27 protein-coding genes and 1 tRNA gene are annotated in these 25,278 nt (G+C 55.1%); 15 read left to right on the top strand and 13 right to left on the bottom strand.

The window, feature by feature from the left end:
• Nucleotides 1-45: 45 nt before the first annotated feature.
• The gene (gene cysE, locus ICA15_RS25660) at nucleotides 46-822 is read right to left on the bottom strand and encodes a serine O-acetyltransferase (protein ID WP_150616280.1); all 777 of its coding nucleotides are present in this window, start codon (nucleotides 820-822) and stop codon (nucleotides 46-48) included.
• 3 nt (nucleotides 823-825) lie between these two features.
• Complete coding sequence (trmJ, locus tag ICA15_RS25655) at nucleotides 826-1,596, bottom strand: tRNA (cytosine(32)/uridine(32)-2'-O)-methyltransferase TrmJ (protein WP_210554979.1); 771 nt, start codon at nucleotides 1,594-1,596, stop codon at nucleotides 826-828.
• Nucleotides 1,597-1,741: 145 nt separating this feature from the next.
• Here trmJ and suhB point away from each other — a divergent pair, with 145 nt between their 5' ends.
• Together suhB and ICA15_RS25645 are read left to right on the top strand one after the other, a co-directional pair.
• Nucleotides 1,742-2,560, top strand: a complete 819-nt coding sequence (gene suhB / locus ICA15_RS25650) for an inositol-phosphate phosphatase (protein ID WP_150604302.1) — start codon at nucleotides 1,742-1,744, stop codon at nucleotides 2,558-2,560.
• Between the two features lie 43 nt (nucleotides 2,561-2,603).
• A complete protein-coding gene (locus ICA15_RS25645; protein ID WP_210554978.1) occupies nucleotides 2,604-2,801 on the top strand; it encodes a hypothetical protein in 198 nt (65 codons plus the stop codon).
• On the opposite strand, the gene ICA15_RS25640 is transcribed toward ICA15_RS25645, so the two are convergent.
• The 6 genes from ICA15_RS25640 to queA form a co-directional block, all read right to left on the bottom strand.
• Nucleotides 2,795-3,343: a glycine zipper 2TM domain-containing protein gene (locus ICA15_RS25640; protein ID WP_150592708.1), complete on the bottom strand. Its 549-nt coding sequence runs from the start codon at nucleotides 3,341-3,343 to the stop codon at nucleotides 2,795-2,797. The two genes, ICA15_RS25645 and ICA15_RS25640, sit on opposite strands and share 7 nt — an antisense overlap.
• A 120-nt stretch (nucleotides 3,344-3,463) precedes the next feature.
• Complete coding sequence (secF, locus tag ICA15_RS25635) at nucleotides 3,464-4,378, bottom strand: protein translocase subunit SecF (RefSeq protein ID WP_150604303.1); 915 nt, start codon at nucleotides 4,376-4,378, stop codon at nucleotides 3,464-3,466.
• A 9-nt stretch (nucleotides 4,379-4,387) separates the two neighbouring features.
• Nucleotides 4,388-6,256, bottom strand: a complete 1,869-nt coding sequence (secD, locus tag ICA15_RS25630) for a protein translocase subunit SecD (RefSeq protein WP_210554977.1) — start codon at nucleotides 6,254-6,256, stop codon at nucleotides 4,388-4,390.
• Nucleotides 6,257-6,320: 64 nt separating this feature from the next.
• The gene (gene yajC, locus ICA15_RS25625; RefSeq protein WP_007916913.1) at nucleotides 6,321-6,659 is read right to left on the bottom strand and encodes a preprotein translocase subunit YajC; all 339 of its coding nucleotides are present in this window, start codon (nucleotides 6,657-6,659) and stop codon (nucleotides 6,321-6,323) included.
• Between the two features lie 43 nt (nucleotides 6,660-6,702).
• On the bottom strand, nucleotides 6,703-7,818 hold the full coding sequence (gene tgt / locus ICA15_RS25620) for a tRNA guanosine(34) transglycosylase Tgt (protein ID WP_191627681.1): 1,116 nt from the start codon (nucleotides 7,816-7,818) through the stop codon (nucleotides 6,703-6,705).
• Nucleotides 7,819-7,832: 14 nt separating this feature from the next.
• A complete protein-coding gene (gene queA, locus ICA15_RS25615) occupies nucleotides 7,833-8,897 on the bottom strand; it encodes a tRNA preQ1(34) S-adenosylmethionine ribosyltransferase-isomerase QueA (protein WP_210554976.1) in 1,065 nt (354 codons plus the stop codon).
• Nucleotides 8,898-9,005: 108 nt separating this feature from the next.
• Between queA and ICA15_RS25610 the strand changes: the two genes are divergently transcribed.
• The 11 genes from ICA15_RS25610 to ICA15_RS25560 all read left to right on the top strand — a co-directional run bounded on the left by ICA15_RS25610 (nucleotide 9,006) and on the right by ICA15_RS25560 (nucleotide 18,048).
• Nucleotides 9,006-9,090, top strand: a tRNA-Leu gene (locus tag ICA15_RS25610).
• A 164-nt stretch (nucleotides 9,091-9,254) separates the two neighbouring features.
• Complete coding sequence (locus tag ICA15_RS25605; protein WP_210554975.1) at nucleotides 9,255-10,496, top strand: tyrosine-type recombinase/integrase; 1,242 nt, start codon at nucleotides 9,255-9,257, stop codon at nucleotides 10,494-10,496.
• A gap of 273 nt (nucleotides 10,497-10,769) precedes the next feature.
• Nucleotides 10,770-11,615, top strand: a complete 846-nt coding sequence (locus tag ICA15_RS25600; RefSeq protein ID WP_411959667.1) for a hypothetical protein — start codon at nucleotides 10,770-10,772, stop codon at nucleotides 11,613-11,615.
• A gap of 100 nt (nucleotides 11,616-11,715) precedes the next feature.
• On the top strand, nucleotides 11,716-11,997 hold the full coding sequence (locus tag ICA15_RS25595; RefSeq protein ID WP_085641060.1) for a helix-turn-helix transcriptional regulator: 282 nt from the start codon (nucleotides 11,716-11,718) through the stop codon (nucleotides 11,995-11,997).
• On the top strand, nucleotides 11,994-12,299 hold the full coding sequence (locus ICA15_RS25590; RefSeq protein ID WP_210554974.1) for a hypothetical protein: 306 nt from the start codon (nucleotides 11,994-11,996) through the stop codon (nucleotides 12,297-12,299). Before ICA15_RS25595 ends, ICA15_RS25590 begins: the two co-directional genes overlap by 4 nt.
• 373 nt (nucleotides 12,300-12,672) lie before the next feature.
• Nucleotides 12,673-12,831: a hypothetical protein gene (locus ICA15_RS25585; RefSeq protein ID WP_165368377.1), complete on the top strand. Its 159-nt coding sequence runs from the start codon at nucleotides 12,673-12,675 to the stop codon at nucleotides 12,829-12,831.
• On the top strand, nucleotides 12,828-13,112 hold the full coding sequence (locus ICA15_RS25580; RefSeq protein ID WP_210554973.1) for a hypothetical protein: 285 nt from the start codon (nucleotides 12,828-12,830) through the stop codon (nucleotides 13,110-13,112). Before ICA15_RS25585 ends, ICA15_RS25580 begins: the two co-directional genes overlap by 4 nt.
• Nucleotides 13,109-13,381, top strand: coding sequence for a DUF3077 domain-containing protein (locus tag ICA15_RS25575; protein WP_085610930.1), 273 nt, complete (start codon nucleotides 13,109-13,111; stop codon nucleotides 13,379-13,381). The genes ICA15_RS25580 and ICA15_RS25575 overlap by 4 nt, the downstream gene beginning before the upstream one ends.
• A complete protein-coding gene (locus ICA15_RS25570) occupies nucleotides 13,378-16,296 on the top strand; it encodes a DUF927 domain-containing protein (protein WP_210554972.1) in 2,919 nt (972 codons plus the stop codon). The genes ICA15_RS25575 and ICA15_RS25570 overlap by 4 nt, the downstream gene beginning before the upstream one ends.
• 228 nt (nucleotides 16,297-16,524) lie before the next feature.
• Nucleotides 16,525-17,367 carry a chromosome segregation protein SMC gene (locus tag ICA15_RS25565; RefSeq protein WP_411959668.1) on the top strand — a complete coding sequence of 281 codons (843 nt, stop codon included), beginning with the start codon at nucleotides 16,525-16,527 and terminating at the stop codon, nucleotides 17,365-17,367.
• A 318-nt stretch (nucleotides 17,368-17,685) separates the two neighbouring features.
• Nucleotides 17,686-18,048 (top strand): histone-like nucleoid-structuring protein, MvaT/MvaU family, encoded by a 363-nt coding sequence (locus tag ICA15_RS25560; RefSeq protein WP_203419399.1) that lies wholly within the window; start codon nucleotides 17,686-17,688, stop codon nucleotides 18,046-18,048.
• A gap of 78 nt (nucleotides 18,049-18,126) precedes the next feature.
• On the opposite strand, the gene ICA15_RS25555 is transcribed toward ICA15_RS25560, so the two are convergent.
• A complete protein-coding gene (locus tag ICA15_RS25555; protein WP_210554970.1) occupies nucleotides 18,127-18,384 on the bottom strand; it encodes a bacteriocin immunity protein in 258 nt (85 codons plus the stop codon).
• A 364-nt stretch (nucleotides 18,385-18,748) separates the two neighbouring features.
• Between ICA15_RS25555 and ICA15_RS25550 the strand changes: the two genes are divergently transcribed.
• Together ICA15_RS25550 and ICA15_RS25545 are read left to right on the top strand one after the other, a co-directional pair.
• The gene (locus ICA15_RS25550) at nucleotides 18,749-20,092 is read left to right on the top strand and encodes a hypothetical protein (protein WP_210554969.1); all 1,344 of its coding nucleotides are present in this window, start codon (nucleotides 18,749-18,751) and stop codon (nucleotides 20,090-20,092) included.
• Between the two features lie 315 nt (nucleotides 20,093-20,407).
• Nucleotides 20,408-21,274, top strand: coding sequence for an Abi-alpha family protein (locus ICA15_RS25545; protein WP_210554968.1), 867 nt, complete (start codon nucleotides 20,408-20,410; stop codon nucleotides 21,272-21,274).
• A gap of 64 nt (nucleotides 21,275-21,338) precedes the next feature.
• Here the strand turns inward: ICA15_RS25545 and ICA15_RS25540 are convergent, their stop codons facing one another.
• The 4 genes from ICA15_RS25540 to ICA15_RS25525 all read right to left on the bottom strand — a co-directional run bounded on the left by ICA15_RS25540 (nucleotide 21,339) and on the right by ICA15_RS25525 (nucleotide 25,228).
• Nucleotides 21,339-22,472 (bottom strand): phosphoribosyltransferase, encoded by a 1,134-nt coding sequence (locus ICA15_RS25540; protein WP_210554967.1) that lies wholly within the window; start codon nucleotides 22,470-22,472, stop codon nucleotides 21,339-21,341.
• Between the two features lie 21 nt (nucleotides 22,473-22,493).
• Nucleotides 22,494-23,543: a DNA-processing protein DprA gene (locus ICA15_RS25535; RefSeq protein WP_210554966.1), complete on the bottom strand. Its 1,050-nt coding sequence runs from the start codon at nucleotides 23,541-23,543 to the stop codon at nucleotides 22,494-22,496.
• Between the two features lie 1,206 nt (nucleotides 23,544-24,749).
• Nucleotides 24,750-25,016 carry a DUF6953 family protein gene (locus tag ICA15_RS25530; RefSeq protein ID WP_210554965.1) on the bottom strand — a complete coding sequence of 89 codons (267 nt, stop codon included), beginning with the start codon at nucleotides 25,014-25,016 and terminating at the stop codon, nucleotides 24,750-24,752.
• Complete coding sequence (locus ICA15_RS25525; protein WP_210554964.1) at nucleotides 25,016-25,228, bottom strand: YodC family protein; 213 nt, start codon at nucleotides 25,226-25,228, stop codon at nucleotides 25,016-25,018. Before ICA15_RS25525 ends, ICA15_RS25530 begins: the two co-directional genes overlap by 1 nt.
• Between the last annotated feature and the right edge of the window lie 50 nt (nucleotides 25,229-25,278).

Genomic DNA, 25,278 nt, shown 5'->3' with positions numbered 1-25,278 from the left:
AGCAAGATCAAAAGATCGCAGCCTTCGGCAGCTCGTACAGGGGCGTTATACGGCTTTGGATTCGTCTTTATCCTTCACGCAGGCGAAGTCTTCTTCGCGCAGCTCAGGCAGATCTTTCGCACAGTAATTACTGCCCAGATCCTTCAGCGCGCCGCACATCCCCTCCAACCGCCCGTCTACCGCTTGCAGGTGATCGAGCAACTGACCGATGGCACGCGCCACTGGGTCGGGCATGTCTTCGCTGACGCCATAGGCATCGAAACCGATCTTCTCGGCCATGGCCTTGCGCTTGGCGTCCTGCTCCTCATCGGATTTGACGATGATTCGACCCGGAATGCCCACGACAGTGGCACCCGGCGGCACTTCTTTAGTCACCACCGCGTTGGAGCCAACCTTGGCACCGGCACCGACCGTGAACGGCCCGAGCACCTTGGCACCAGCGCCCACGACAACGCCGTCGCCCAGTGTCGGGTGACGCTTGCCCTTGTTCCAGCTCGTGCCACCCAGGGTCACACCCTGATAAATGGTCACGTCATCGCCAATCTCGGCGGTTTCACCGATGACAATGCCCATACCGTGATCGATGAAAAAACGCCGACCGACCTTGGCCCCCGGGTGAATTTCGATTCCGGTCAACCAGCGACCGAAGTTCGACACCAGCCGCGCCAGCCATTTCAGCTCATTGCGCCAGAGCATGCCCGCCAATCGATGGATCCAGATAGCGTGCATGCCGGGGTAGCAGGTCAGGACTTCAAAAGCGTTACGCGCCGCCGGGTCTCGATGGAATACGCTCTGGATATCTTCACGCAAACGCTCAAACATCATTCAGTCCTTCCGCTTTAGAAGCTCACCACGGGCCGCTTTCTGGGTTTCCGTGAGGATGCCACGCAATATATTCATTTCCGCCCGGCTGACCGAGCTGCGTCCGTACAACCGGCGCAGGCGCGCCATCAAGTGCCGCGGTTTTTCCGGATCGAGGAATTCGATGGCGACCAGCGTCTGCTCCAGATGCTCATAGAATCGCTCAAGCTCATCCATGGTTGCCAGCTCGGCACTTTTCACCGAGGCCACTTCTTCTTTCTCGATCTTGCTCGGCTGACCTTGTGAGGCCAGCCAGGCCATGCGCACTTCATAGCTCAAAACCTGCACCGCCGCTCCGAGATTCAGCGAGCTGAACTCAGGATCAGAGGGGATATGCACGTGAAAGTGACATCGCTGCAGCTCGTCATTGGTCAGGCCGGAATCTTCACGACCGAACACCAGTGCGATCTGCGCATCCTGCCCCGTCTCCTCGACCACTTTGGTCCCGCATTCGCGCGGATCCAGCAGCGGCCAGGGAATGCGCCGGTCACGAGCACTGGTGCCGAGCACCAGATTGCAACCGACCAAGGCATCTTCCAGGGTGGCGACGACTTGCGCGTTTTCAAGGATGTCACCGGCACCAGAGGCGCGAGCATCGGCCTCGTGGTGCGGAAACAGGCGCGGTTCGACCAGCACCAGGCGCGACAGACCCATGTTTTTCATGGCGCGCGCGGCCCCGCCGATGTTGCCGGGGTGGCTGGTATTGACCAGGACGACACGAATGTTCTGCAGCAAGGGAGGCGCTCTCGGACACAGGAAAGGGGTGCAAATCTTACAGAACAGCCTACCGTTAAGCTATGAAAGCGAACAGCGACCTTCACCTGAAGAAAAGTTCTGATAGAATGCGCGGCTTTCTTTAACAACCTTAGGTGACACATCCATGCAGCCCATGCTGAATATCGCGCTGCGCGCCGCCCGCAGCGCCAGTGAACTGATCTTCCGCTCCATCGAGCGCCTGGATACCATCAAGGTCGACGAAAAAGACGCCAAGGATTATGTATCCGAGGTGGACCGCGCCGCCGAGCAGAAAATCATCGACGCGCTGCGCAAGGCTTACCCGAACCACTCGATCCGTGGCGAAGAGACCGGCATGCACGCCGGTACCGGTATCGAAGGCGAAGAATACCTGTGGATCATTGATCCGCTGGACGGCACCACCAACTTCCTGCGCGGCATTCCTCACTTCGCTGTCAGCATCGCCTGCAAATACCGCGGTCGCCTGGAACACGCTGTTGTTCTGGACCCGGTTCGCCAGGAAGAATTCACCGCCAGCCGTGGTCGCGGCGCTCAACTGAACGGTCGCCGCCTGCGCGTCAGCGGTCGCACCAGCCTCGAAGGCGCCCTGCTGGGCACTGGCTTCCCGTTCCGTGACGACCAGATGGACAACCTCGAAAACTACCTGGGCATGTTCCGCGCTCTGGTTGGCCAGACTGCCGGCATCCGCCGCGCCGGTTCGGCGAGCCTGGACCTGGCTTATGTGGCTGCCGGTCGTTTCGACGCGTTCTGGGAGTCGGGCCTGTCCGAGTGGGACATGGCTGCAGGCGCCCTGCTGATTCAAGAAGCTGGCGGCCTGGTGAGCGACTTCACCGGTGGTCACGACTTCCTTGAAAAAGGTCACATCGTTGCCGGCAACACCAAATGCTTCAAGGCAGTGCTGACGGCGATCCAGCCGCACCTGCCAGCTTCGCTGAAGCGCTAAGCTTCCGGCGAAACGAAAAAGCACCCTTCGGGGTGCTTTTTTTATGCCTGAAATTCAACATTCCCCTGTAGGAGCTGCCGAAGGCTGCGATCTTTTGCTTCTGGATCAAAAGATCGCAGCCTTCGGCAGCTCCTACATTGGGTATCAGGTGATCACCGACGGATCAGTCGACTGGCAAGAATACGGGCACAAAAAAGCACCCCGAAGGGTGCTTCTTTTCAAACGCTCAGCCAATCACTGAGCCGGCTCATTCTGCGACAGGACCAGCTTGCCTTCCTTGTCGACCGGAATCTGGTTGCCCGGATCACGATCCATGCGCACTTTACCTTCCTTGCCATCCAGCGAGTAACGAACGTCGTAACCGACAACCTTGTCACTGATGTCGTTTACGGTGTTACAGCGAGTCTGTGTCGTGGTGTAGGTGTCACGACCCTGCATGCCTTCCTGAACCTTGTTACCGGCATAACCGCCACCGACCGCGCCGGCGACCGTGGCAATCTTCTTGCCGTTGCCGCCGCCGATCTGGTTACCCAGCAAACCACCCGCTACGGCACCGATGGCGGTACCGAGAATCTGGTGTTGATCCTTGACCGGCGCCTGCCGGGTCACTGCTACATCCTTGCACACTTCACGTGGCGTCTTGATCTGTGTTTTGACCGGTTCAACGGCTAATACTTGCGCATACTCAGGGCCGCTTTTAACCAGGCTGTAGGTGGCAACAGCACCCCCGGCAGTCACACCGACAGCACCCAATACCGCACCAACCAGCAACGACTTGTTCACATGAACCTCCTGACCATCACATGCGGGACGGGCCCGCGCTTCTCCCAGCCTTGGAGCATAAAAAAAGGCGCGAGTTCAACTCGCGCCTTTTTTGGCTGACAACTGGGAAAACGATGGCCGTTATGGACGGTCGTCGATTTCCTTCTCGGTGTTAGCCGGTGGAATCAGGTCTTCGGTTGTCAGGTTCAGCCAGATCAGCACCACGTTAGCGATGTAGATCGACGAGTACGTACCCGCCAGAACACCGATGAACAGGGCAATCGAGAAGCCGAACAGGTTATCGCCACCAAAGAACAGCAGTGCCGCGATCGCCAGCAAGGTCGAAATCGACGTCGCCATGGTGCGCAACAGGGTCTGGGTGGTCGAGATGTTGATGTTCTCGATCAGCGTTGCCTTGCGCAGCACTCGGAAGTTCTCACGAACCCGGTCGAATACCACAATGGTGTCGTTCAGCGAGTAACCGATGATCGCCAGCACCGCTGCCAGTACCGTCAGATCGAAAGTGATCTGGAAGAACGACAGGATACCGATGGTCACGATCACGTCGTGGATCAGCGAAACGATAGCGCCGACTGCGAATTTCCACTGAAAGCGGAAAGCCAGGTAGATCAGGATGCCGCCGAGCGCCAGCAGCATGCCGAGGCCGCCCTGGTCGCGCAGCTCTTCACCGACCTGCGGGCCGACGAACTCGACACGCTTGACCATCGCCGGGTTGTCGCCGCCAACCTTCAGCAGCGCTTCCGCGACCTGATGGCCCAGCTGCGGGTCTTCACCCGGCATCCGCACCAGCAGATCGGTCGTCGCACCAAAGCTCTGCACGATGGCTTCGTGGTAACCCGAACTCACCAGTTGCTCGCGCACCTTGGTGACATCGGCCGGACGCTCGTAGGTCAGCTCGATGAGCGTACCGCCGGTGAAGTCCAGACCCCAGTTCATGCCCTTGGTAGCGACACTGAACAGAGCCAGCAGGGTGAGGAATACTGTGACGCCGAACGCGAAGTTGCGAACGCCCATGAAGTTGATTGTACGTAACATGGCAGCCCCTTAAATCCACAACTTCTTGAAGTCACGTCCGCCAAAGATCAGGTTGACCATTGCGCGGGTCACCATGATGGCCGTGAACATCGAGGTAAAGATCCCGAGGGACATGGTCACTGCGAAACCTTTGACCGGGCCTGTGCCCATCGCAAAGAGAATCCCGCCGACCAACAGAGTGGTCAGGTTGGCATCGAGAATCGCGGTAAATGCCCGGCCGAAGCCTTCGTTGATTGCACGCTGCACGGTCATGCCCGCGGCGATCTCTTCACGGATCCGCGAGAAGATCAGCACGTTGGCGTCGACCGCCATACCCATGGTCAAAACGATACCGGCGATACCCGGCAGGGTCAGCGTTGCACCCAGCAGCGACATCAGCGCCAGCAGCAACACCATGTTCACCGAGAGAGCAACAGTGGCGATGACGCCGAAGAAGCGATAGATCGCGATGATGAACAGCGACACGAACAGCATGCCCCACAACGACGCATCGATACCCTTGGTGATGTTGTCAGCACCCAGGCTCGGGCCGATTGTGCGCTCTTCAGCGAAGTACATCGGAGCCGCCAGACCACCGGCACGCAGCAGCAGCGCCAGCTCGGACGACTCACCCTGACCGTTCAGGCCAGTGATACGGAACTGAGCACCCAGCGGCGACTGAATGGTCGCCAGGCTGATGATCTTCTTCTCTTCCTTGAACGTCTGCACCGCGACGTCTTTTTCGACGCCATTCACCATTTGCTTGGTGTAAGTGGTGACCGGACGCTGCTCAATGAAGATCACAGCCATGCTGCGACCGACGTTGCTGCGGGTCGCACGACTCATCAGCTCGCCACCATGACCATCCAGACGGATGTTCACTTCAGGTGTGCCGTGCTCGCCGAAACCGGCCTTGGCGTCGGTTACCTGGTCACCCGTGATGATCAGGCCGCGCTCGATCTGCGCCGAAGGACGATTGCCTTCACGGAACTCGAAAGTTTCGGAAGTGGCTTTCGAAGCGCCAGGCTCTGCAGCCAGACGGAACTCAAGGTTGGCCGTCTTGCCGAGAATACGCTTGGCTTCGGCAGTGTCCTGCACGCCCGGCAGCTCAACCACTATGCGGTTGGCGCCCTGACGCTGGACGATCGGTTCGGCAACACCCAGCTCGTTGACGCGGTTACGTACCGTGGTCAAGTTCTGCTTGATGGAGTATTCACGGATTTCCGCCAGCTTGGCCGGGGTCATCGCCAGACGCAGCACCGGTTGACCGTTGAGGTCGGCCGGAACAATGTCGAAATCGTTGAAGTTCTTGCGGATCAGCGCACGGGCCTGTTCGCGGGAATCTTCATCGCTGAAGCCCAGCTGAATGGCACCATTGAGCTGCGGCAGACTGCGATAACGCAGCTTCTCTTTACGCAGCAGGCTCTTGACGTCGCCTTCGTAGACTTTCAGGCGTGCATCGAGGGCTTTATCCATGTCCACTTCCAGCAGGAAGTGCACACCACCGGACAAGTCCAGACCCAGCTTCATCGGGTGCGCGCCCAGGTTGCGCAGCCATTGCGGAGTGGTCTGTGCCAGGTTCAGCGCGACGACGTAGTCATCACCCAATGCCTTGCGCACAACGTCTTTGGCCGGCAGCTGATCTTCAGCCTTGGTCAGACGGATCAGACCGCCCTTGCCGTTCGCCGCCAGCGTGGCAGCCTTGACGTTGATCCCGGATTCTTTCAGCGCGGTGCTTACGCGATCCAGATCGGCCTGATTGACCTGCAGTGCCGTGCTGGCGCCGCTGACCTGAATGGCCGGGTCATCAGGATATAGATTGGGAGCGGAATAAATCAGACCGACCGCCAGCACCGCCAGGATCAGAATGTATTTCCACAGAGGGTATTTGTTCAGCATCACGCCGCCCGTTATGAACGCGGGGCGCCTTGCGCGCCCCGTCGATTGAGTAGAAGTTGGAACCTTAGATCGCTTTCAGCGTGCCTTTTGGCAGCGTGGCGGCGATGGCGCCTTTCTGGAACTTCATTTCCACAGTGTCGGAAACTTCCAGAACCACGAAGTCATCAGCCACTTTGGTGATCTTGCCGGCGATGCCGCCGGTGGTGACCACTTCGTCGCCCTTCTGCAGGCTGCTCAGCAGGTTCTTCTGCTCTTTGGCGCGCTTGGCCTGTGGGCGCCAGATCATCAGGTAGAAGATGACCAGGAAGCCGACCAGGAAAATCCACTCGAAGCCGCCGCCCATTGGGCCTGCAGCAGCCGGTGCAGCAGCGTCAGCCATGGCGTTAGAGATAAAAAAGCTCATTTAGCACTCCAGTTGCAAATGTTGAATCTTGGGGTCAGAAAACTCAGTCCAAAGGCGGAACGGGGAGCCCGCGTTTGGCGTAGAAGGCATCGACAAAGGCGGCCAATGTACCCTGTTGAATAGCCTCGCGCAAACCAGCCATCAGCACCTGATAATGGCGCAAGTTATGGATGGTATTGAGCATGCTTCCCAGCATTTCGCCGCACTTGTCCAGGTGATGCAGATAAGCGCGAGAGAAGTTCTGGCAGGTATAGCAATCGCAGGTCGGATCCAGTGGCGATTCATCATGGCGATGGAACGCGTTACGGATCTTCAGCACGCCTGTATCAATGAACAGATGCCCGTTGCGGGCATTACGGGTTGGCATCACGCAATCGAACATGTCCACACCGCGGCGCACACCCTCAACCAGATCTTCCGGTTTGCCAACGCCCATAAGGTAACGAGGTTTGTCAGCCGGCATCATGCCCGGTAGATAATCGAGCACCTTGATCATCTCGTGCTTCGGCTCGCCCACCGACAGACCGCCAATGGCCAGGCCATCAAAGCCGATCTCGCAAAGGCCGTCGAGCGAGCGCATGCGCAGATCCGGGTGCATGCCGCCCTGAACGATGCCGAACAGTGCAGCGGTATTCTCGCCGTGAGCAATCTTCGAACGCTGAGCCCAGCGCAACGACAGCTCCATCGACACACGGGCGACGTCTTCGTCAGCCGGGTACGGCGTGCATTCGTCGAAAATCATCACGACGTCGGAACCGAGATCGCGCTGAACCTGCATCGACTCTTCCGGGCCCATGAACACTTTGGCGCCGTCGACCGGAGAGGCGAAGGTCACGCCCTCCTCCTTGATCTTGCGCATGGCGCCGAGGCTGAACACCTGGAATCCGCCGGAGTCGGTCAGGATCGGACCTTTCCACTGCATGAAATCGTGCAGGTCGCCGTGCTCCTTGATCACCTGGGTGCCAGGACGCAGCCACAGGTGAAAGGTGTTGCCCAGGATCATTTCCGCGCCGGTGGCGACGATGTCACGCGGCAACATGCCCTTGACCGTGCCGTAAGTACCAACCGGCATGAAGGCCGGGGTCTCGACGGTGCCACGCGGGAAGGTCAGACGACCACGACGGGCCTTGCCATCGGTGGCAAGCAGCTCGAACGACATACGACAGGTGCGACTCATACTGTTTCCTCTGGGTCCGATTCACTAGGGGCAGTCGGCGCGGGATTTCGGGTGATGAACATCGCATCACCGTAGCTGAAAAAGCGGTAACCGTTTTCGACGGCAGCCTTATAGGCGGCCATGGTTTCGGGGTAACCGGCGAAGGCCGAAACCAGCATCAACAGCGTGGATTCAGGCAAATGGAAATTGGTCACCAAGGCATCGACCACATGAAACGGTCGGCCCGGGAAGATAAAGATGTCGGTGTCGCCACTGAACGGCTTGAGCACACCATCGCGCGCCGCACTCTCCAGCGAACGCACGCTGGTGGTGCCCACGGCAATCACTCGACCACCGCGCGCACGGCACGCGGCGACTGCATCGACCACGTCCTGGCCGACTTCCAGCCACTCAGTGTGCATGTGATGATCTTCAAGCTTCTCGACGCGCACTGGCTGGAACGTACCGGCGCCAACGTGCAGCGTGACGAACGTGGTCTCGACGCCTTTGGCGGCAATCGCCTCCATCAGCGACTCATCGAAATGCAGCCCCGCCGTCGGCGCCGCCACCGCGCCCAGGCGCTCGGCGTACACCGTCTGATAACGCTCGCGATCCGAGCCTTCATCCGGGCGGTCTATATAAGGAGGCAACGGCATGTGCCCGACGCGATCAAGCAGCGGCAACACTTCCTCATCAAAGCCCAACTCGAACAACGCGTCGTGACGCGCAAGCATCTCGGCTTCGCCACCGCCGTCGATGAGAATCTTCGAACCCGGCTTCGGCGACTTGCTGGAACGCACATGCGCCAGTACGCGATGCGTATCGAGTACCCGTTCGATGAGGATTTCCAGCTTGCCACCGGACGCTTTCTGCCCGAACAGCCGCGCCGGAATCACCCGGGTATTGTTGAACACCATCAAATCGCCCGAGCGCAAATGCTCAAGCAAATCAGTGAATTGACGGTGTGCCAGAGCACCGCTGACCCCATCAAGGGTCAACAGGCGACTACCGCGACGCTCGGCCAAAGGGTGGCGGGCGATCAGCGAATCAGGGAGTTCGAAGGTAAAGTCAGCAACGCGCATGATGGGGTTCGTCTAGCAGGGGCCGAAAGTCTAGCGGAAATATCGAAAATTGACCATGAAACGTGATTGACCAACGGTAATCTCATCTCTATACTTCGCCGCCATTGAGCCCTGATGGCGGAATTGGTAGACGCGGCGGATTCAAAATCCGTTTTCGAAAGGAGTGGGAGTTCGAGTCTCCCTCGGGGCACCACATAGCAGTATCTGAGAGTCTCTACCAGCCTCTCAGACCCAGAGAAACCGGCCACTTGGCCGGTTTTTTTGTGCCTGTCTGTCTCCCCCTGTCTCCCCTTATCCGTTGTATCCCTGTATCCCTGCTTGTATCCTGAGAAAAATACCGAACTTTGGGATACAAGGATGAAGCGCGCAGACATCAAGCGCCGCCCTCTCGCTGACACGACACTTGCGGGATTGGAGCCGGAATCAAAGGAATACAGGGAGCTGGACGGAAACGGCCTCTACTTCAGGGTTAAACCTGATGGTGGTAAATCTTGGCAGCTCCGCTACAAACGTCCGGCGGGCAATTGGGCTTGGATGGGGCTCGGGGGTTACCCGGAAGTTAGTGGCGCGCTGGCAAGGGACAAAGCTGCCGATCTACGCAAAGTAGTGAGTAGCGGTGCCGATCCCCTTGAACAAAAACGATCCGCGAAAGCTGCTATCGATGCGGCCAAGACCCGAACCTTTCGAGCTGCCGCTGATGCCTGGCTGAAGGCAAAAGAGGAAAAGGGTCTCGCGCCTTCCACCCTCAACAAAATCCGCACCTACCTCGACAAAGACATACTCCCGGCACTGGGAGATAAGCCTCTAGACGAAATCACCCGTACCGACTGCGCGGAGCTCCAAGCATCCATCGAAGCCCGGGACGCACACAACGTGGCTGAAAAGTGTCGCACTTGGATCAATCAGATATTCGGGCGAGCCATCGGTTTGGGCCTCACGGAAAACGATCCGGGCAGTCGACTACGAGATATTGCAGCCCAAGCTCCGAAGACTCAGCAACATCCCCATTTACTTGAGCCTGAGTTGTCAGAGTTCCTCCAAGCACTCAAAAACACTCCCAGCAGGCTGACGGCCCGGACCGCAGCATGGCTCTGTATCTGGACCGCATCTAGACCGGGCATGGTTCGGTTAGCTGAATGGAAAGAGTTCGACCTTGATAAAGCGTTATGGACGACGCCTGCCGCCAAGATGAAGATGCGCAGAGACTTTGTGTGTCCACTCCCTAAGCAAGCGCTTTCCGCTCTCGAAGAACTTCACTGCCTCACAGGTCGCAGTCGCTGGCTGTTCCCTGGGGTGGGCGCTAAGAATCCAACGATTAGCGAAAACACCATCAACAAGGTCTTCGCGACGGTTGGTTACAAAGGTCGCTTGGTTGGTCATGGTACTCGTCACACCGCCAGCACTCTGCTCAGGGAACATGGCTGGCCAAAAGAGCATGTCGAAGCGCAGCTTGCTCACAAAGAAGAGGGAATATCCGGGGTATACAACAAGGCTCAATACCTTGAGCACCGGGTGAAGATGATGCAGTGGTATGCAGATCACCTTGATGCGTTGGCAAGCGAAAAGGTGATCAAGGGACAATTTGGAAAAGCGGTATGAATGCACTTATCCATACCACCTTCAAAATCCGTGTAACAAGTGTTACTCATGTAACGATGCCGGCCAAACACCCGGATTCATTGGCTTTCAATCCCGTTACACTCTTGCACAACCTTCCGAACATGCGATGTAACGCACGCCGTTTGTGTAACGTCAGAATAAGCCTCTCGCATGCTGCGGGCCAAAGCTCCTCAAGCTGGGCGAGAGCGCAAATATCGCTGGATACGCATCCAACTCTCAGGGCGAGGGATATAGCGTTACACGGAGAGAACCATGGGCATGATTGATACGCACCCAATCTTGCACTCGGCGTTAACCGCTGGCTTGATTCAATATCTCTCAGAGCAGCCGCTACACGAATTCTGCAATGAACAGATCACTGACGTGTGCGAGCTGATCAACCAGTGCTGCATTCGCATCCAGACCGGCGACATCAGCAGTGACATGAGCAGCATGTGCATCCAGACAACGATGCATGAGGAGGCTATTTTTCAGTACGCCTCAACCGACAAAAAAAACCGTCTCGCGCATTGGGTTCGCCAATACAGCAAGTGTCATTCCGCATGGGAACGCGAGACATATGCCGCCTACGTCATGGCCTGCGCAGTAAAAGCGCTTAGCGCCTTAGCTGACTGGATGCGCTCCACCGAACAAGAGGCTTGGTCGCATGTCGCCGAGCCTCCGACGGATTGGCCGTGGGATCTTTATTGTCAGGTTGTGGAAAGGCAGGTCGATCCTAACGAACGTGTTGAGGCACTGGACCAGTACGTGCTGTTTTTGGAGCCCATAACATCCTTACCCTGCTTGATCAGTGACGAACTGACCCCAATCGCTTACAGGGCAATCGAGCACGCTATCCGCACTAAGGGCGGCATCATCAGCGGAACGGAACGGAACGAAGAAATCGGCGCACGGGATACAGCAATCATTAGGCAAGGTCGACACTACGTGGCTAGCGGAATGTCACGGCGAAACGTGACCACGGCGGTTCACGCCTGGCTGGAACGGGAGGTGTCCAAACCACTCAAACAGCGCGCTGAGTGGGTGACAATGGAAACCGAAAAAGCGCTAACCCGCAAAAGCGTGGAGGGAATCCTCAAGCGCAATTTTGTGGTGTGACCGATATTTCAATGTCCTTTCAAATGGAAGTGAACTGCTCACCGCCGACCAATTTCTAGACCATTGCTCTCGTTGTCCAAATCAATCGAGAGCAATACCTATGAACACCTCTGTCACCGATTTTCCCCGCAAGACTCCCGCCAACGCCGCCTCACTTTTTGATGCCGCTTCAACTTTAATCCGCATGCGAGAAGTGGAAGGCATCGTGGGGATGAAGCGTTCGACCATCTACAAACTGATGCAGCGCACCGACTGCGGCTTTCCGCAGCCAGTCAAACTGAGCAACAGCAACGCACGCGGCGCCCCTGTCGCATGGGTCCTTTCCGAAGTTCAAGCGTGGGCGCGCAGCCGCATCGAGGCGCGTGATCAGGTGGCTGCATGAGCCACAAGACTGAAAGCAACGCTTTGATGCACCCCTTTTCCGTGTTGCGTCGAATCGGTTTCTCATCTCGCGTCATGCAGCGTCTTGAACGCTACCGCAGCCAGCAGGCAAGGCAAGGTCGCGTTGTCAGCGTGCTCAGCTGGGCCGACGGCACTTGGTGCGCCCTCTCCCTCCACTGCGAAAAGACCGGGGCCGTTGTCGTCGACGAAGGCCAGCAGGTCGACGCTTACGAAGACGCCCGCTCCATGCTCAGCGGCGGATTTTTGCCCCTTCTCTCCCTGCGCTGGGAAGCCCATGCCTGAAACGAAAACGCCTCCGGGGGCAATCCGGAGGCGTTGAGGTCAATCTACATGCACGAACAATTTATGCCGCACCTGAAAAATCCGCAAGCCATCAGCGCAGTTGCACTTTCGAAACACGGACGTTACTCTCTGACCGTCGCTGCAAATTCAGCGACCGGACTTGGCCGTCCGAACCGCAAAAGGCGCACAAGCGCCCTCCATCCGAACGCAGGCGCTTTTTTTGTGCCCGTCGTATCGTGTTATGGCGGCTGTGCGTGGGACACCTTCGGGTGTGCCGGGTCCCTTTTGCCCCGGTCGGCCAACCCGCGTACAGCTGTCACCATTCCTTGCTTGGCCGCAAGCGGTGGCAGCTCCTCAGCAAAAGGAGCTCTACATGCACGCCATCAATCCGTCCAAAATTCGCGCCGCTGCACACCGCGCAATGGCTCTCGCCGCTTTACACGCCAACTCCAGCCTCGCTACACGTCTCTCCCGTTACAACGCTCACATGGCCAAAGCCCGCGCACTCGAAACCGCAGGCGGTGCTCAATGAACAACGCCCTGAGTTTTGCCCTGCCCGAAGATCTGCTCTGCGTGAATCCGACCGCAGAAGCCGGCATACCCATCGACGCCATCACCTGCGCCATCGACCGCGCTGACTCGGTGCTGACGTTGCTTGAGGATCACTTCGAAAACGAATCCTCGCGCCTTGCCAATCACGTCATCGCCGCCGTCCTCTGGGACGTTCGCGGCACCCTCGGCCTGATCAAAATTCTGGCCATGCACGGCGATACCACCTCAACGCCTGCGGTGCAGAAAGGCGGTGCGCTATGACCACCTCCACCACGCTAGGTCACGCCACCTTTTCCCGCGTCAACGCCTCTGACCTGAAGCTGTTTCGCGTCAATGCCGGTGTGCCAGTCGAAGACGCACTGGAGATGGTGTCGTTGCTTCAGCATCACGCGAATCAACTCAATTTCGACGCTGCCATGAGTGACAACGGCGAGCGTTTCAGTTGGCCTGCCCTGTACCTGGGCGAGATGGCCAAAGCCCTGATCGACGATATCAACGACGCGCTGTTTCTGCCGAGGGCTGACACATGAGCCAGCGCCCGAACAGCACCGCGAAACGTCCAAGCTTCGCCGACGTGAAAGCCGCCGCGCTGAAAGACATCGAGCGTGTCTTGTCGCACTGGTTGCCCAACGGCAAGCGCGTCGACGGCGGCAAGGAGTACACCGCCCCGAATCCGACCCGCAGCGACAAGCGCACCGGATCGCTCAAGGTCAATTTGAGCAAAGGCACCTGGGCGGACTTTGCCACCGGCGACAAAGGTGGCGACCTGATCGATCTGGTACGCTATGTGGACGGCGGCACCGACGTCGAAGCCTGCCACAAACTGGCGGACTGGCTGAACGTTGCGCCCGGCGCCGCCAAGGTTAAGGCCGCCCCGAGTAAGCCGAAGGCGCCGACGTGGAACGCCATCCAGCCGATCCCGACCGAGGCCATGAACATGTGCCCGGCCAAGCACCGTGATCACGGTGTGCCGTCCAAGGTCTGGATCTACCGTGATACGCAGGGTCAGCCCCTCATGGCGCTGTATCGCTTCGACCTCGGCCCGGATGAAGACGGCAAGCCGAAGAAGGTCTTTGCGCCCCTGACATGGTGTCAGCGCGCCGATAGCCAAACCAAGCAATGGCGCTGGCAGGGGCTGCCGGATCCGCGTCCGCTACTGCGCCTTGATGAACTGGCCCAGCGCGCTGACGCACCTGTGGTTTTGTGCGAAGGCGAGAAAGCGGCCGATGCCGCCGCCGAGCTGTTGCCGACCTACGTGGCCACGTGCTGGCCGAACGGCTCCAACTCCTGGCACAAAGCTGACCTGACGTCGCTAAAGGGACGCGACGTGGTGTTGTGGCCGGACAACGACGACAGCGGTAAAGCCTGTATGCACGCCGTCGCCGAGAAGCTGCGCGAAATCGGCGCCGCCTCGCTCCGAGCCATCGCGCTGGAGGTGTTCAAACGCAAGCCGACGCTGAAGAACGACCGCGCCGCCTTCGCCAACGGTGGTCAATGGGATGACGGCGACGATGCCGCCGATGCGCTCGCCAAAGGCTGGACCGCCGGCCACTTCGCCGAACTGGAAAGCAGCGGCGAACTGTTCGGTGTGATCGAAGAAAAACCGGTGATTGCCCAAGTGGAACCCAAGCCGGAACCAGAGCCAGAACCGAAACCCAAAGCAGCAGCCAAACGCCCGGCAAAATCGAAAAATGACCTGATGCCGGGGGGCTTTCGCCTGACGCCCGAAGGTGTGTTTTATGCCGGCGACGACGGTGAAGCACGCCCAGTGTGTTCGCCGCTGGCAATCCTTGCGCGTACCCGTGACGAGAAGGGCCACAACTGGGGTTTGCTGGTCGAGTTCGACGACCCCGACGGCACCAAGAAACGCTGGAACATTCCGGCGCGCACCATGACCGGCGACTTCGGTAAGGACGTACTCGGCCCGCTGGTGGACATGGGGTTGCGTTTGGCCGGCAGCCGCTCGGGACGCAACGCACGCAACGATTTGCAAAGCTACCTGGGCGGTTTCGACAGTACTCAACGTGCGCGACTGGTCACCCGTTTGGGCTGGCATGACAACGCCTTTCTGTTGCCCGAGCAGCAGGTCGGCATGCACGCGGAACACCTGCATTTCTACGAGGCCGGCGCGCAGCTTCCGCCGATCAGCGAAGCGGGCACGCTCGAACAATGGCAACAGCAGATCGGCGCGCTGTGCATCGGCAATCATCGTTTGGCATTCGTCGTCGGTGTGGCCTTCGCCGGTCCCCTGCTGCACATGCTCGGCCATGAATCGGGCGGCTTTCACCTGTACGGCGACAGCTCCGGCGGCAAAACCACGCACTTGCAAGTCGCCGCCTCGATCTACGGCGGGCCGCGTCTGGTGCGCTCGTGGCGCTCGACCGACAACGCGTTGGAGTCAATTGCTGCCGCACATTCCGACGGGCTTCTGGTGCTCGATGAAATCGGCATGTGTGATGCCCGCATCATCGGCGAGACGGTGTACATGCTCGGCAACGGCACCGGCAAGGCACGAGCCAATGATCGAGGCCAAGCGGGCCGGCAGGTGCAGGAATGGCGTCTGCTTTTTCTCTCCACCGGCGAGAAGACATTGGCCCAGCACATGGCCGAAGCCAACAAGGAACTAAAAGCCGGTATGGAGGTGCGCATGCTCGCCGTCCCGGCCGATGCCAGCAAAGGCCTTGGCATGTTCGACACGCTCAACGGTTTCGAAGATGCGGCAGCACTGTCCGATGCACTCAAGGCGCGGGTGGCGAACTACTACGGCACACCGCTCACCGCCTTTCTGACCGCGCTGTGCGAACCCGGCAAGCGCCACGGCTGGGCCGCAATCTTGCGCCGCACGCTGGAAGGCTTCATTGCCAAGTCGCTCCCTGCATCCGCGAGTGGACAGGCACACCGTGCCGCAGCGCGCTTCGGCCTCGCTGCCGCAGCAGGCGAGCTGGCTACCGCGATGGGCATCACCGGCTGGCCGGACGGAACCGCCACCACTGCCGCTCGCGTTTGCTTGAGCGCTTGGCTCAACGAGCGCGGCGGCGCCGGTAACTTCGAAGGCGATGCGATCTTGGCGCGGCTGCGCCAGGTCATCGAGCGCTTCGGCGAAAGCCGCTTTACCCGCTGGGAATCGGCGGCAGCCAAGATCGACGAACACGGTCCGCGCACCATCGACCGTCTCGGCTTTCGCAAGACGCTTGAGCACGGCATGGGCGACACCATGCACACCACCAACACCTATTACGTGCTGACTGAGGCGTGGCGCTCGGAGATCTTCCGAGGCATGAACCTCACGGCAGTGAACAAGGAGCTACTGCAGCGCGGTGTGCTGGAACCGAGCAGCGACGGCAAAGCATCGAGTCTGGTTCGTTTGCCCGGCCTCGGCCAACAACGCTGCTACATCGTGAAGATGATTCCCGGAACGGATGACCGCGAGGCTCGGGCTGCCTGAGTGCATCTCTGCTGATCGAGGTAGCGCCGGCTTATTCCCGGCCTCGCCAGCCGTCATTCAACCCAACCCCAATTTGAAGGAACAAGAGAGATGAACGAATTCCAAGCTTCTACCGAACAACATGCACTGCTAACCAGCGAGCTGGGTTGCAGCGAGGCCATCTTACTTTCACTGCCGAATTCGGATAGCACTCTCGCAGCCGCTAACTGCGAGAAGAAGCAACGGTTGATCGATGAGATCGACCAACTGACCACCCGCCGTGATAAATACCTGAGGGCGGCTGAAGAGCAATACGCCGAGATGGCACCTTTGGAAGCATTACTGGAGGGCGACGAAGAATTAGACGCGAATCGTCTGCGTGAAGTCCGCACTGAGTACAACACGCTGAAACTTCCTTACGACTCAAATAAACACCATGCATGGATCTTAGATGCTCAGATCACTCGACGCGAGCAACTGCTCAATCATGAAACCTTGATGGCGGGTTACACCGATTCGATAGCGAACTGGAAAGCCGACGAACTTGAGCTCAACGAAAAACGCGACAGCCTTAGCACACGCTTGGTACAGGTTCAGCAGCAAGTAGAAGAGGACATGGCCAAGGCCCGGCAAGCCGAAACCGATGCCGCCACCGCTTATGCGCAGGCAGTGGCCTGGGGCGACACCGAGGGCGAAAAGAACGCCAATACAGACGCGCAGAAGGCTGCGAAAAACCTTGCGACTGCCATCGAGCACAATCGTCGCCAGCACCTAATCATTAACGCACTGGAGCAGGAGCTGGTCATCGTCGACCAGCACATTGCCGAGGCGCAAAGGGAACACATTGCCATCCAAAGAACAGCTCTGTTGCTGGCTGAAAAGGTACTGGAAGAGCAGTGGAACGAAAAAGCTCAGGCACTGATGGAAATGGGCGCCAAGCTATGGGCTGCTCAACGTTTGCTGGGGGGCGAACACCTCAGCCTCATGAAGCTGGTGCTTCCAAAAGAGGGTGAAGATTTCCACAGCTGGAACTGGCACGAGCTGGCGGATCGATCCGGCCAGTACAGCGTGCTAGACATCCTGTCGCTGTAACGCTCTGAGCCACCGAGACAGCCTACGCAGGTAGGCTGTTTAAACCTCCACAGGGTATAAAATGATCATTCAAATAGACCTTAGAAATACTCCCAACTGGAAAGATATATTGAAAGCTCGGATAGATTCACTGAAGGAAATGCTGGACTTCGTGGACGCCAAATCCAGCAAAATAACTAAAGTCCAGATTCTCACTGTCAAATTGATCAAGGCCGAGATTATTAGCATCCAAGAGTATCTGAAGCTGCCAGAATAGCGCTGAACTTGTGAGCCGCACGAACACTCACATAGTGATAAAACAAACCATAGGAAATAAGCATGTCCAAACTTGCCGAATACCGTCAGCTGGAAAAACACCTGGCTGAGCAGATGCAGGCGCTGGAAGCACTAAAGAGTGACGGAGCGCTGAAAAAGGAAATTGAGTTCGAAACGAAGCTACGCGAACTGCTTAATCAGTACGGTTTCAGCCTCAAGCACATCATCAACCTGCTTGACCCGCAGAGCAGCTCGCGCCGCCAAGGGCCCGCTCAAGCGACAGGCACTCGCAAGCCTCGCTCGCTGAAGACTTACAAGAACCCCCACACCGGTGAAGTGGTTGAAACCAAAGGTGGAAACCACAAGACGCTGAAAGAGTGGAAAACCAAGCACGGCGCCGATGAGGTTGAGAGCTGGTTGAAATAATAACGTCGCCTCACCTGAAAAAGGGCCCGTCGGGGCCCTTTTTAGTTATCTTCAGCTCTAATTGCGTCCTTCTCCACCCTACTCTTTGAAGCCTCGTAAACCCTGCGACGCGCGCCAAGCTTTGACGGTTCTCAGAATGCCTTTCGGCGAATCGTCCTCGCCGTCTTCTAGATAATAAATCCAGTCAGAGGCGGCAGGATTGCCAGTTAACTCAATGAAGTTTTCCAGCAACTCGTCCTGATAACCATCGGTGCCCGCGGCGCTGCAGATTTCTTTAATCAGTTCGAGAAACTCGCTCTCCGAGTATTCGGAAAGGCTGCTTTTGAGTGCGATCATTTCGAGTTCCGGTGTGTATCAATATGGTTTTTGGCTGTCATAGCGCTGAGGTTGTCGACATCGTTAACCGGCATCCTGTGCGGCGCGGCGTGTTGAAGAGGTCCGCGACCAGCGCCCATTCGGTGTCGGAGGCAGATTCCCGCGCTCAAAAGGCCAGAACCCTACGGAAACTCGGGCGGGCTGGGGCGTTGGCCGAATTACAAAGATTTTCACGGAGCCTAATTTGGTTGGCATTGCGCCCAGCCTTGATATGGGACAAGTTTTTTCGTACGCTTCCACTAAGCGCCATTAAATTTCTTTGAGGCTTAACTTTTCATAAGAATCGGTAGCGTGGGTGAGTTTATGATTTTAATGGTAATTTTTCATGTCAATTACTGATTCGCGCAGCACCTACGATTTATTGATTGAGCACTTCGGCCTTGATCCTTCCTTGTACATGTTGCAGTTCGAAATAATTCAGCGAAAAAATAATCCTGAAAAGTTCGATATAGTGAGGAAGGAGTATGAGTCAAATCTCGCCGACCACCCTAAGCGGGCGGATATTGCAAAAAAATTATATGTCGGGGATCAGTTTATAGCTCATTTAACTGGTTGCTATCTCAAATCCGAGATTGAGGGCTTGTCAGAAAATGGGAAATTCTTTTACCCAATATGTACTCTTGAAGAAATAGCGCGAATAGAAGCTGTGGCGAACGCTGATGATTATCTGCTCAAGCTTCGTGCGGAAACTGTAGTTGATGACCCACGGCTCGCGAGAATTTTTTTGAAACGTCGGGACTCCGCGTCAAGTAGCTGGTCTTTGACTTCATACTATGATTCATATGATTTTGAAGAGTATATCGATTACCTTTCGGCGGAACATGCAAGTGAATGCAGAAACATATCATATGGATACATGCTATCAAGGGATCCGCATGGCGTCTGCATAAACACCGGCTTTGGCAAAGTGGTTGTCGTCTCTGAGGCGCTTAGACATTTCTTGTTCTACATGAATGCTTATTTTAAAGGCCAACTAGAAGGGTTGGACCCAAATGATACTCATGCTTGCCTTTTAATTGCCTGTCGAACCATGCTTTTAACCGAGTCTCAAGATTTCGACTTGGATCCGAGAGGTGAACTTCCTCCGGAAATCAGGAATTACTGCAATGTTTTAGTTGAAGACCAAGTTCAATTTATTATTGGGCATGAATTCGCGCACGCATTGTTGGGTCACTTTGGAAATGCAGCCAATTTAGCAAGTAATCCAGAGTTCTTCTCTGTAAGCCGCAACGGGCACCAAGAGAAATTCTACACTCCCAGGCAGCATCAGGAGTTTGAGGCAGACGCTGGTTCGATCTTGCATGCTGATTATTCAGATCAGGGATGCTCATCTATCTTGAATGCGGCTGTGCTGTTCTTTCTTTACCTGGACTTGTTTTACGTTGTTTCAGACTATATCAACCCGCCTTTTAACCCTTCCAGTACGCACCCAGACCCCATTGAGAGGATCAAAGCTCTACGGAAAACGGTGCTAGAAGCTCGGACGGCAGATATGTCTACCTTGTATTCTGATCAGGATGTCGAGGATTGGATAAAGTGGGTTTCGAGCGTTAAGGATTTTCTTGTGAGCGAAGTTCTTCCATTCGAAATTGATGAGTTTGAGAGGTACGGGTCAATCTATCTACCATCGTATCGCAGCGAAGTTTTGTTTGATCGTTTCGACTTTTGATCGTGGTTGGCGCTGGGGCCTGAGTCTTGGTGCAGCACTAAAGGTCAAAGCTGAAAATATTTTCTGTGTACGTAGTTCTTGCTACTGAAGTTTCGTGGTAAACCTCCAACTCGTGTTTTGAGGGCTCTGGAAAAATGGTTAACGTCGTTTAGGACTAAGGCAAATGCAACGGCAGATATTTACGAGTATATGATTCCCGAGCCGATCAGCGGGGGCTTCAGCATCAGCTACGTGCAACATATTTAGAATGCGATGTAGACAATTCGACGCCCCCTAACTATTGCGAGCATTAAGACTTCTACTTTAGGTGCTTATATGTCCGATGACAAAAGCCTGGATATTCTCGGTACAAAACCACTGGCTAAAGCAGTTGAGAAAATAACCGACAAGTCATTAGATGGGATTGGAGCATTCTTTAGTGCTATCTGTATGCCCGCGGCGGCGGAGTTCGGTTTACTGCTAAAAGACAAGGTTGCATCTTTTCGCAAAGAAAATCTTGAAGCAATAGCGAATAAAGCCGAGGAGAAAATTCAGCATCAAAAACTAGAACCCACTGGAGATGCAAATCCCCTGTTGTTACGGCAGATAATAGAAGATGCATCGTGGACAGACGATGCGAATATGCAGTCGATGTGGGCTGGTCTACTAGCAGTTGCTTCTTCAAAGCGGGCAGCCGCAGATGATTCAATAATTTATACGGACACGTTGAAGCGCCTGACCCCCTTCCAAGCTCGCTTGATCAACCAGATTTATAGCGATCCTCGATGCTGCAGCGTGAAGCCGCCTCTAGGCTTGCATCCAGAGTCAGTTTTTTATCCAAAAAACAAGCTGATTTATACCGCCGTAGACGTACTCAAACAGTTTCCAGGGGATTTAAGCGACATAGTTCCTATCGCTGATTCTACCCATGAGAAAATTCTCTCAGACAAAGAAAGCCATGGCATCGCTATCTCCCGATTCCGCCCACAAATTGAGGGCCTCGTAACCCTCGGGCTGATATATGAGGTTCATTTCTTAGAGCAGGGTAGAGAAGGAGTTTATGTATTTCCTTGCTTGAAGGGACTGGACTTTTACATGCGGTGTCTTGGCTACAGCGTTTATCCATTGGAGGCGTTTATTGTTACACAGCAGCATTGGTGCCAGTTGAAAGGAATCGATCCGTTTACGTATCTAAATAGTTAAAAATATTGGAAAAAATTATGGGTCGAACGGGATCAGGCAAAGCCGATCCCGTTGATCGAAAAAATTACGGTATTAAAGCCTGCAAAACCTTTTGTGCGGTGCCATCGGTTTTCCCGTTAAAAGCCGTTTGCTTTGTAACAGTAAACTGGCCTTCCGCTATGGGCTTAAATGGGTCAGAGGAAAGTGTTATCTCATAGTAACCCATCTGGTTGCCAAACTTTCCAAGCGCTACGCCATTGACGCTTGAGGCTCCAGCAGCGAGTAAAAATGCGCTTGCAACAGCGAAAGAGACACCATAGGTGGTGCAGTCATCTATGACAATTACATTACGGCCTTTGATTTGCGCTTTGTAATTTGGGTTCAAGTGGATCGTGGTAATTTGGCCAGTAGGATCCGTTCTGTTGGCATTTTTGTTAGCGGATCTCTTCTCTGATGCAGTGTGTCTTATAAATAGCGGTTCGCCGACCTTTGCCAATCTGACGCGGGAGGCTGTTGTTCGAAGTCTGTGTGTGAACTCACTTAATACCTCGGAGTCATCATTCGCGCTTTTGGAAGATGGATATACACCCCAAAACAATTGTTGAGCGTTATCAACTCCATCAATTAATAGCGAGCGAGCAGTAACAATTAGTAACGCCGTCAATCTGCTGCCGCCATTTTTTACCGTGGCTGTTAATTTGCTTGCAAATAGTTGCTGCGTAAGTTCTTTGCCATATCCTGACAAATCAACTAGCGCCTTGGCGCTATAGTTTTTTTCTTGCCCTTCATACCACCAGTGGCCGTTCCACCCATTTGTCATTGTTATGAGATCTTGCAACTCTTGAGGGGAAGATATTTTAATACCTAGTCCTCTCACAGCAGCATCAGAAGCCCAATCAGCAGCAATCAATACGGCGCGACCGTTTTTTGCCATTTGCATATCAACTGTATTTACAGCCAAAACTAATATGTCATAATTTGGCATATTTAGCTTTTTGGCAATCTCTGTAATAACTGCCCCAGTTTGCCGCGCTTCCGCCTTCAAAAATATGACCTTTGAACCCCTAAACGCAGCATCAAACCAGTCTGGCTTCACGTGGTTTGATACAACTCCAACCGCATTTCCCTGAGCGCTTGAGTTTATTAAAGCCTGTATAATTTTAGCGTCAGGCTGACCTTTAACTATGATTGCTGATGGTGAAGTAATTAGAGCTAGCATCCATACTCCTTACGCTCTTGATTATATTAGAGGAAGCTGTCCGGATTCGGATGCTTCTAGATTTTCGTTTTTCTCAGAGGATTCGGGTTCGACTTTTTCATCAGATGCAATTGTTTTGACGTTTAGATTCGACAGTTTCTCATTCTCTGTCGGACTGGTCGACAATATGGCTTCATACGCCTCTAACAATTTATTAGTATCGAAAGGTATTACAAGATTTAATGCCCCATATGCCTTTGCAGAAAATTCAAGTTCTGGCTTTTCACTCATTGTCCCAGGTAGGTATATATTTATAATTTTCTTTTGATACCTGTGAGCGAATTTAACCGTGTGTGCAGTGCCGCTTTTGATTTGCCATTCAGAAGGAATTAAAATATCGCCTAAGGCCGCCTGAATCCTATTCCTGCGAACGAAATTTTCTGCGCTATACGATTGCTCGGGCAGGTATTCACTTATGACAGTGCCACCAGCATGGAGAATTCTTGACCGAAGAGGCTCGGACCCTTTCGGATAATTTTGGAGAATGCCAGTTCCCAAAACTGCAATCGTCGGAAGCTGGTAACGTATAGATTCGGTATGGGCAATTTGGTCAATACCCAATGCCAATCCGCTAACTGTTACAAATTCCGTATTTGCAAGACTAGAAACTACATAACGAGTAAGGAAGAGGCCATCATCAGAAGGCTTTCTTGTGCCAACAACTGCTACAGCATTTTTTGCAAGATTCTCCACGCTGCCTTGTACGAAAATCCACTCCGGAGCATCTGGTATCGTTCTTAGCTTTGGAGGAAAAGTTGGCTCGTTTTTGAATATGAGAGTGACGGCATTGGCTGCTAGATTTCTCGCAGAGGCTAAGCCCACATTCCAAAGTTTTTCTTGGCCTTCAGCGCCGTCAAAGCCCGCTTCTTTAAGGATTTTCTCTAGTCCTGCGCTCTCTGGCTCTTTAAGCAAGTCTTTGTAGCCTGCGCCAGACTGCGCGATCTTGTGGATAGTCCAGAATCCTACGCCTTTGACGCTGGCGAGCGCCAAAAACGCAACTTTCTCGCTCCGCCAAAATTCTTTGTCATCCATCCCTAATAGCCTTCAATCGTTTCAGCATGGCTCACTTTCGGAAGGAAGTCCGTTCCACCCGGCGTGTAAATCCTCGTTCCCGGTCAACCTTGATTTGATAGCCTATCCCGGCGTTTAAGGGTGCATGGCCGTGCCGCTAATGTCCAATTTTTCCTATAGCGGCGTTGCTTTACAACCTGAGCAGTTAGGTCCCGCCGATGATGAGAGGGGCATACTGCCTTGGGGAACGGCTTTTGGTCGAGTGCGATCACCGGAGATAGTCAGGTTAGCGGTCGGCTTCTCAATGTCCACTTCTGCCCGAAGCGACCTTTTGCTACTGCCGACTAATCGCTCGCACAGCTGGCGGCCTGGTGATTAGAGACTGCTAACCGCATCTATTGGACAGGCCGAGATCGGGAGCACTCTGTGCTTCAGCATCGTTGGCATGACCTCGCTCATTCATTTCTCATGCATCAGAAGCGTTACACCAGATAGCAGCGTTACACGTCTCACGACTGGTGTACGAAGTCGGTGTAACTTACGAAATACTCAATAAATACAATCACTTATAAGAATTAGTTACACCAGTTACATGCGTTACACCACATTGGAGGGATGTATCCCCCGCACCCCGAAAGCATCAATCCCACCAGCGAACGTCAGGTTTGTGTCCCTCCGCGTGCCTGGGGCCCCTGAGGTTTTCCTTTAGACACGGGGTCGGAAACCCGCCGGACTTTGTTAGCGGACAGGTGCCCAGCTTAGTGAACAGGTGAACCGGGTGAACACCCAGTTCACCAGTGCAATTGCACAAGATGATGGGAGGTCGGGGACCCTGAGCGTTTCTGAATGACACGGGGCACAAAACCCGCGGGATCTTGGTAGGGGCTGACGTTTTTACATTGGTTGACAGGTTGACTCGGTTGACGGCTCAGGGCGTGCGGAATCAGCAACACAAAAGACCACCGTTACCGAAGCAGTAACGATGGTCTTTTTTCAACCAAATGCTTTCGATTTCAATGACTGAAATTTCAGTAAGCTGGGAGGCCCCCCACTAACAAGAACCCGCGGGTTTCCGACCCCGTGTAGCAAGATATCTCTCAGGGGCCCCCGGCCAATCCACGAGGGAATCAGGAACGGAAGCCATAATTGTTGCGGGTACATTTCTCTTAGCACACAGGTGTGTAGCATCCTCTGCTATGACGCTAACCTGTTGCATACCAAAGGCGACTAGCCTCTGGCATCTCGACCTGGTTCATCTTCTGCTACTCGCCAACGCCAGTAACGATCAGGTTTGACCCACACCACGGTGGATTCAGTCAACTTTCGGAAGGCTGCAAGTACTTCCTTGCCTACAACCTGATTACCGTCCGAATTCTCCCTCAACAAATCCTCGCGCAGCGCTTTGACGAGATGATCCACCACATCATCTTGATAGATACACCCATCTCTCTCCATTTGAACGAGCATCCATTGCGCGACCTCGTTGGCTTCCATTACTGCCCCTTTGGGTCATGCTTAACGAGTTCCAACGAAGCAACTGGGAATCGCCCTTTTTCCAATTTCTTGCCTGCGAACCACTGGCAATCCACATCGCCCGTAGCTTGTTGAGTGGTGAAGTTTCTGACGATCTCCTCTACGGTCATGTCAGGCCCACCCGACCTCAGCTTGACAATAGTGCCCACTTGCATATTTTGACTCCCGCTCATTGCTACTCTCCGTGTATGAAGGGGGCAGTCCCCCTGCGTTGCTATTTGTA

It is taken from the genome of Pseudomonas sp. P116, from assembly GCF_020149425.1.
Lineage (GTDB): Bacteria > Pseudomonadota > Gammaproteobacteria > Pseudomonadales > Pseudomonadaceae > Aquipseudomonas > Aquipseudomonas anatoliensis.
Note: the sequence above shows the minus strand (reverse complement) of the source record. Positions and strands in the feature narration are given on the sequence as shown.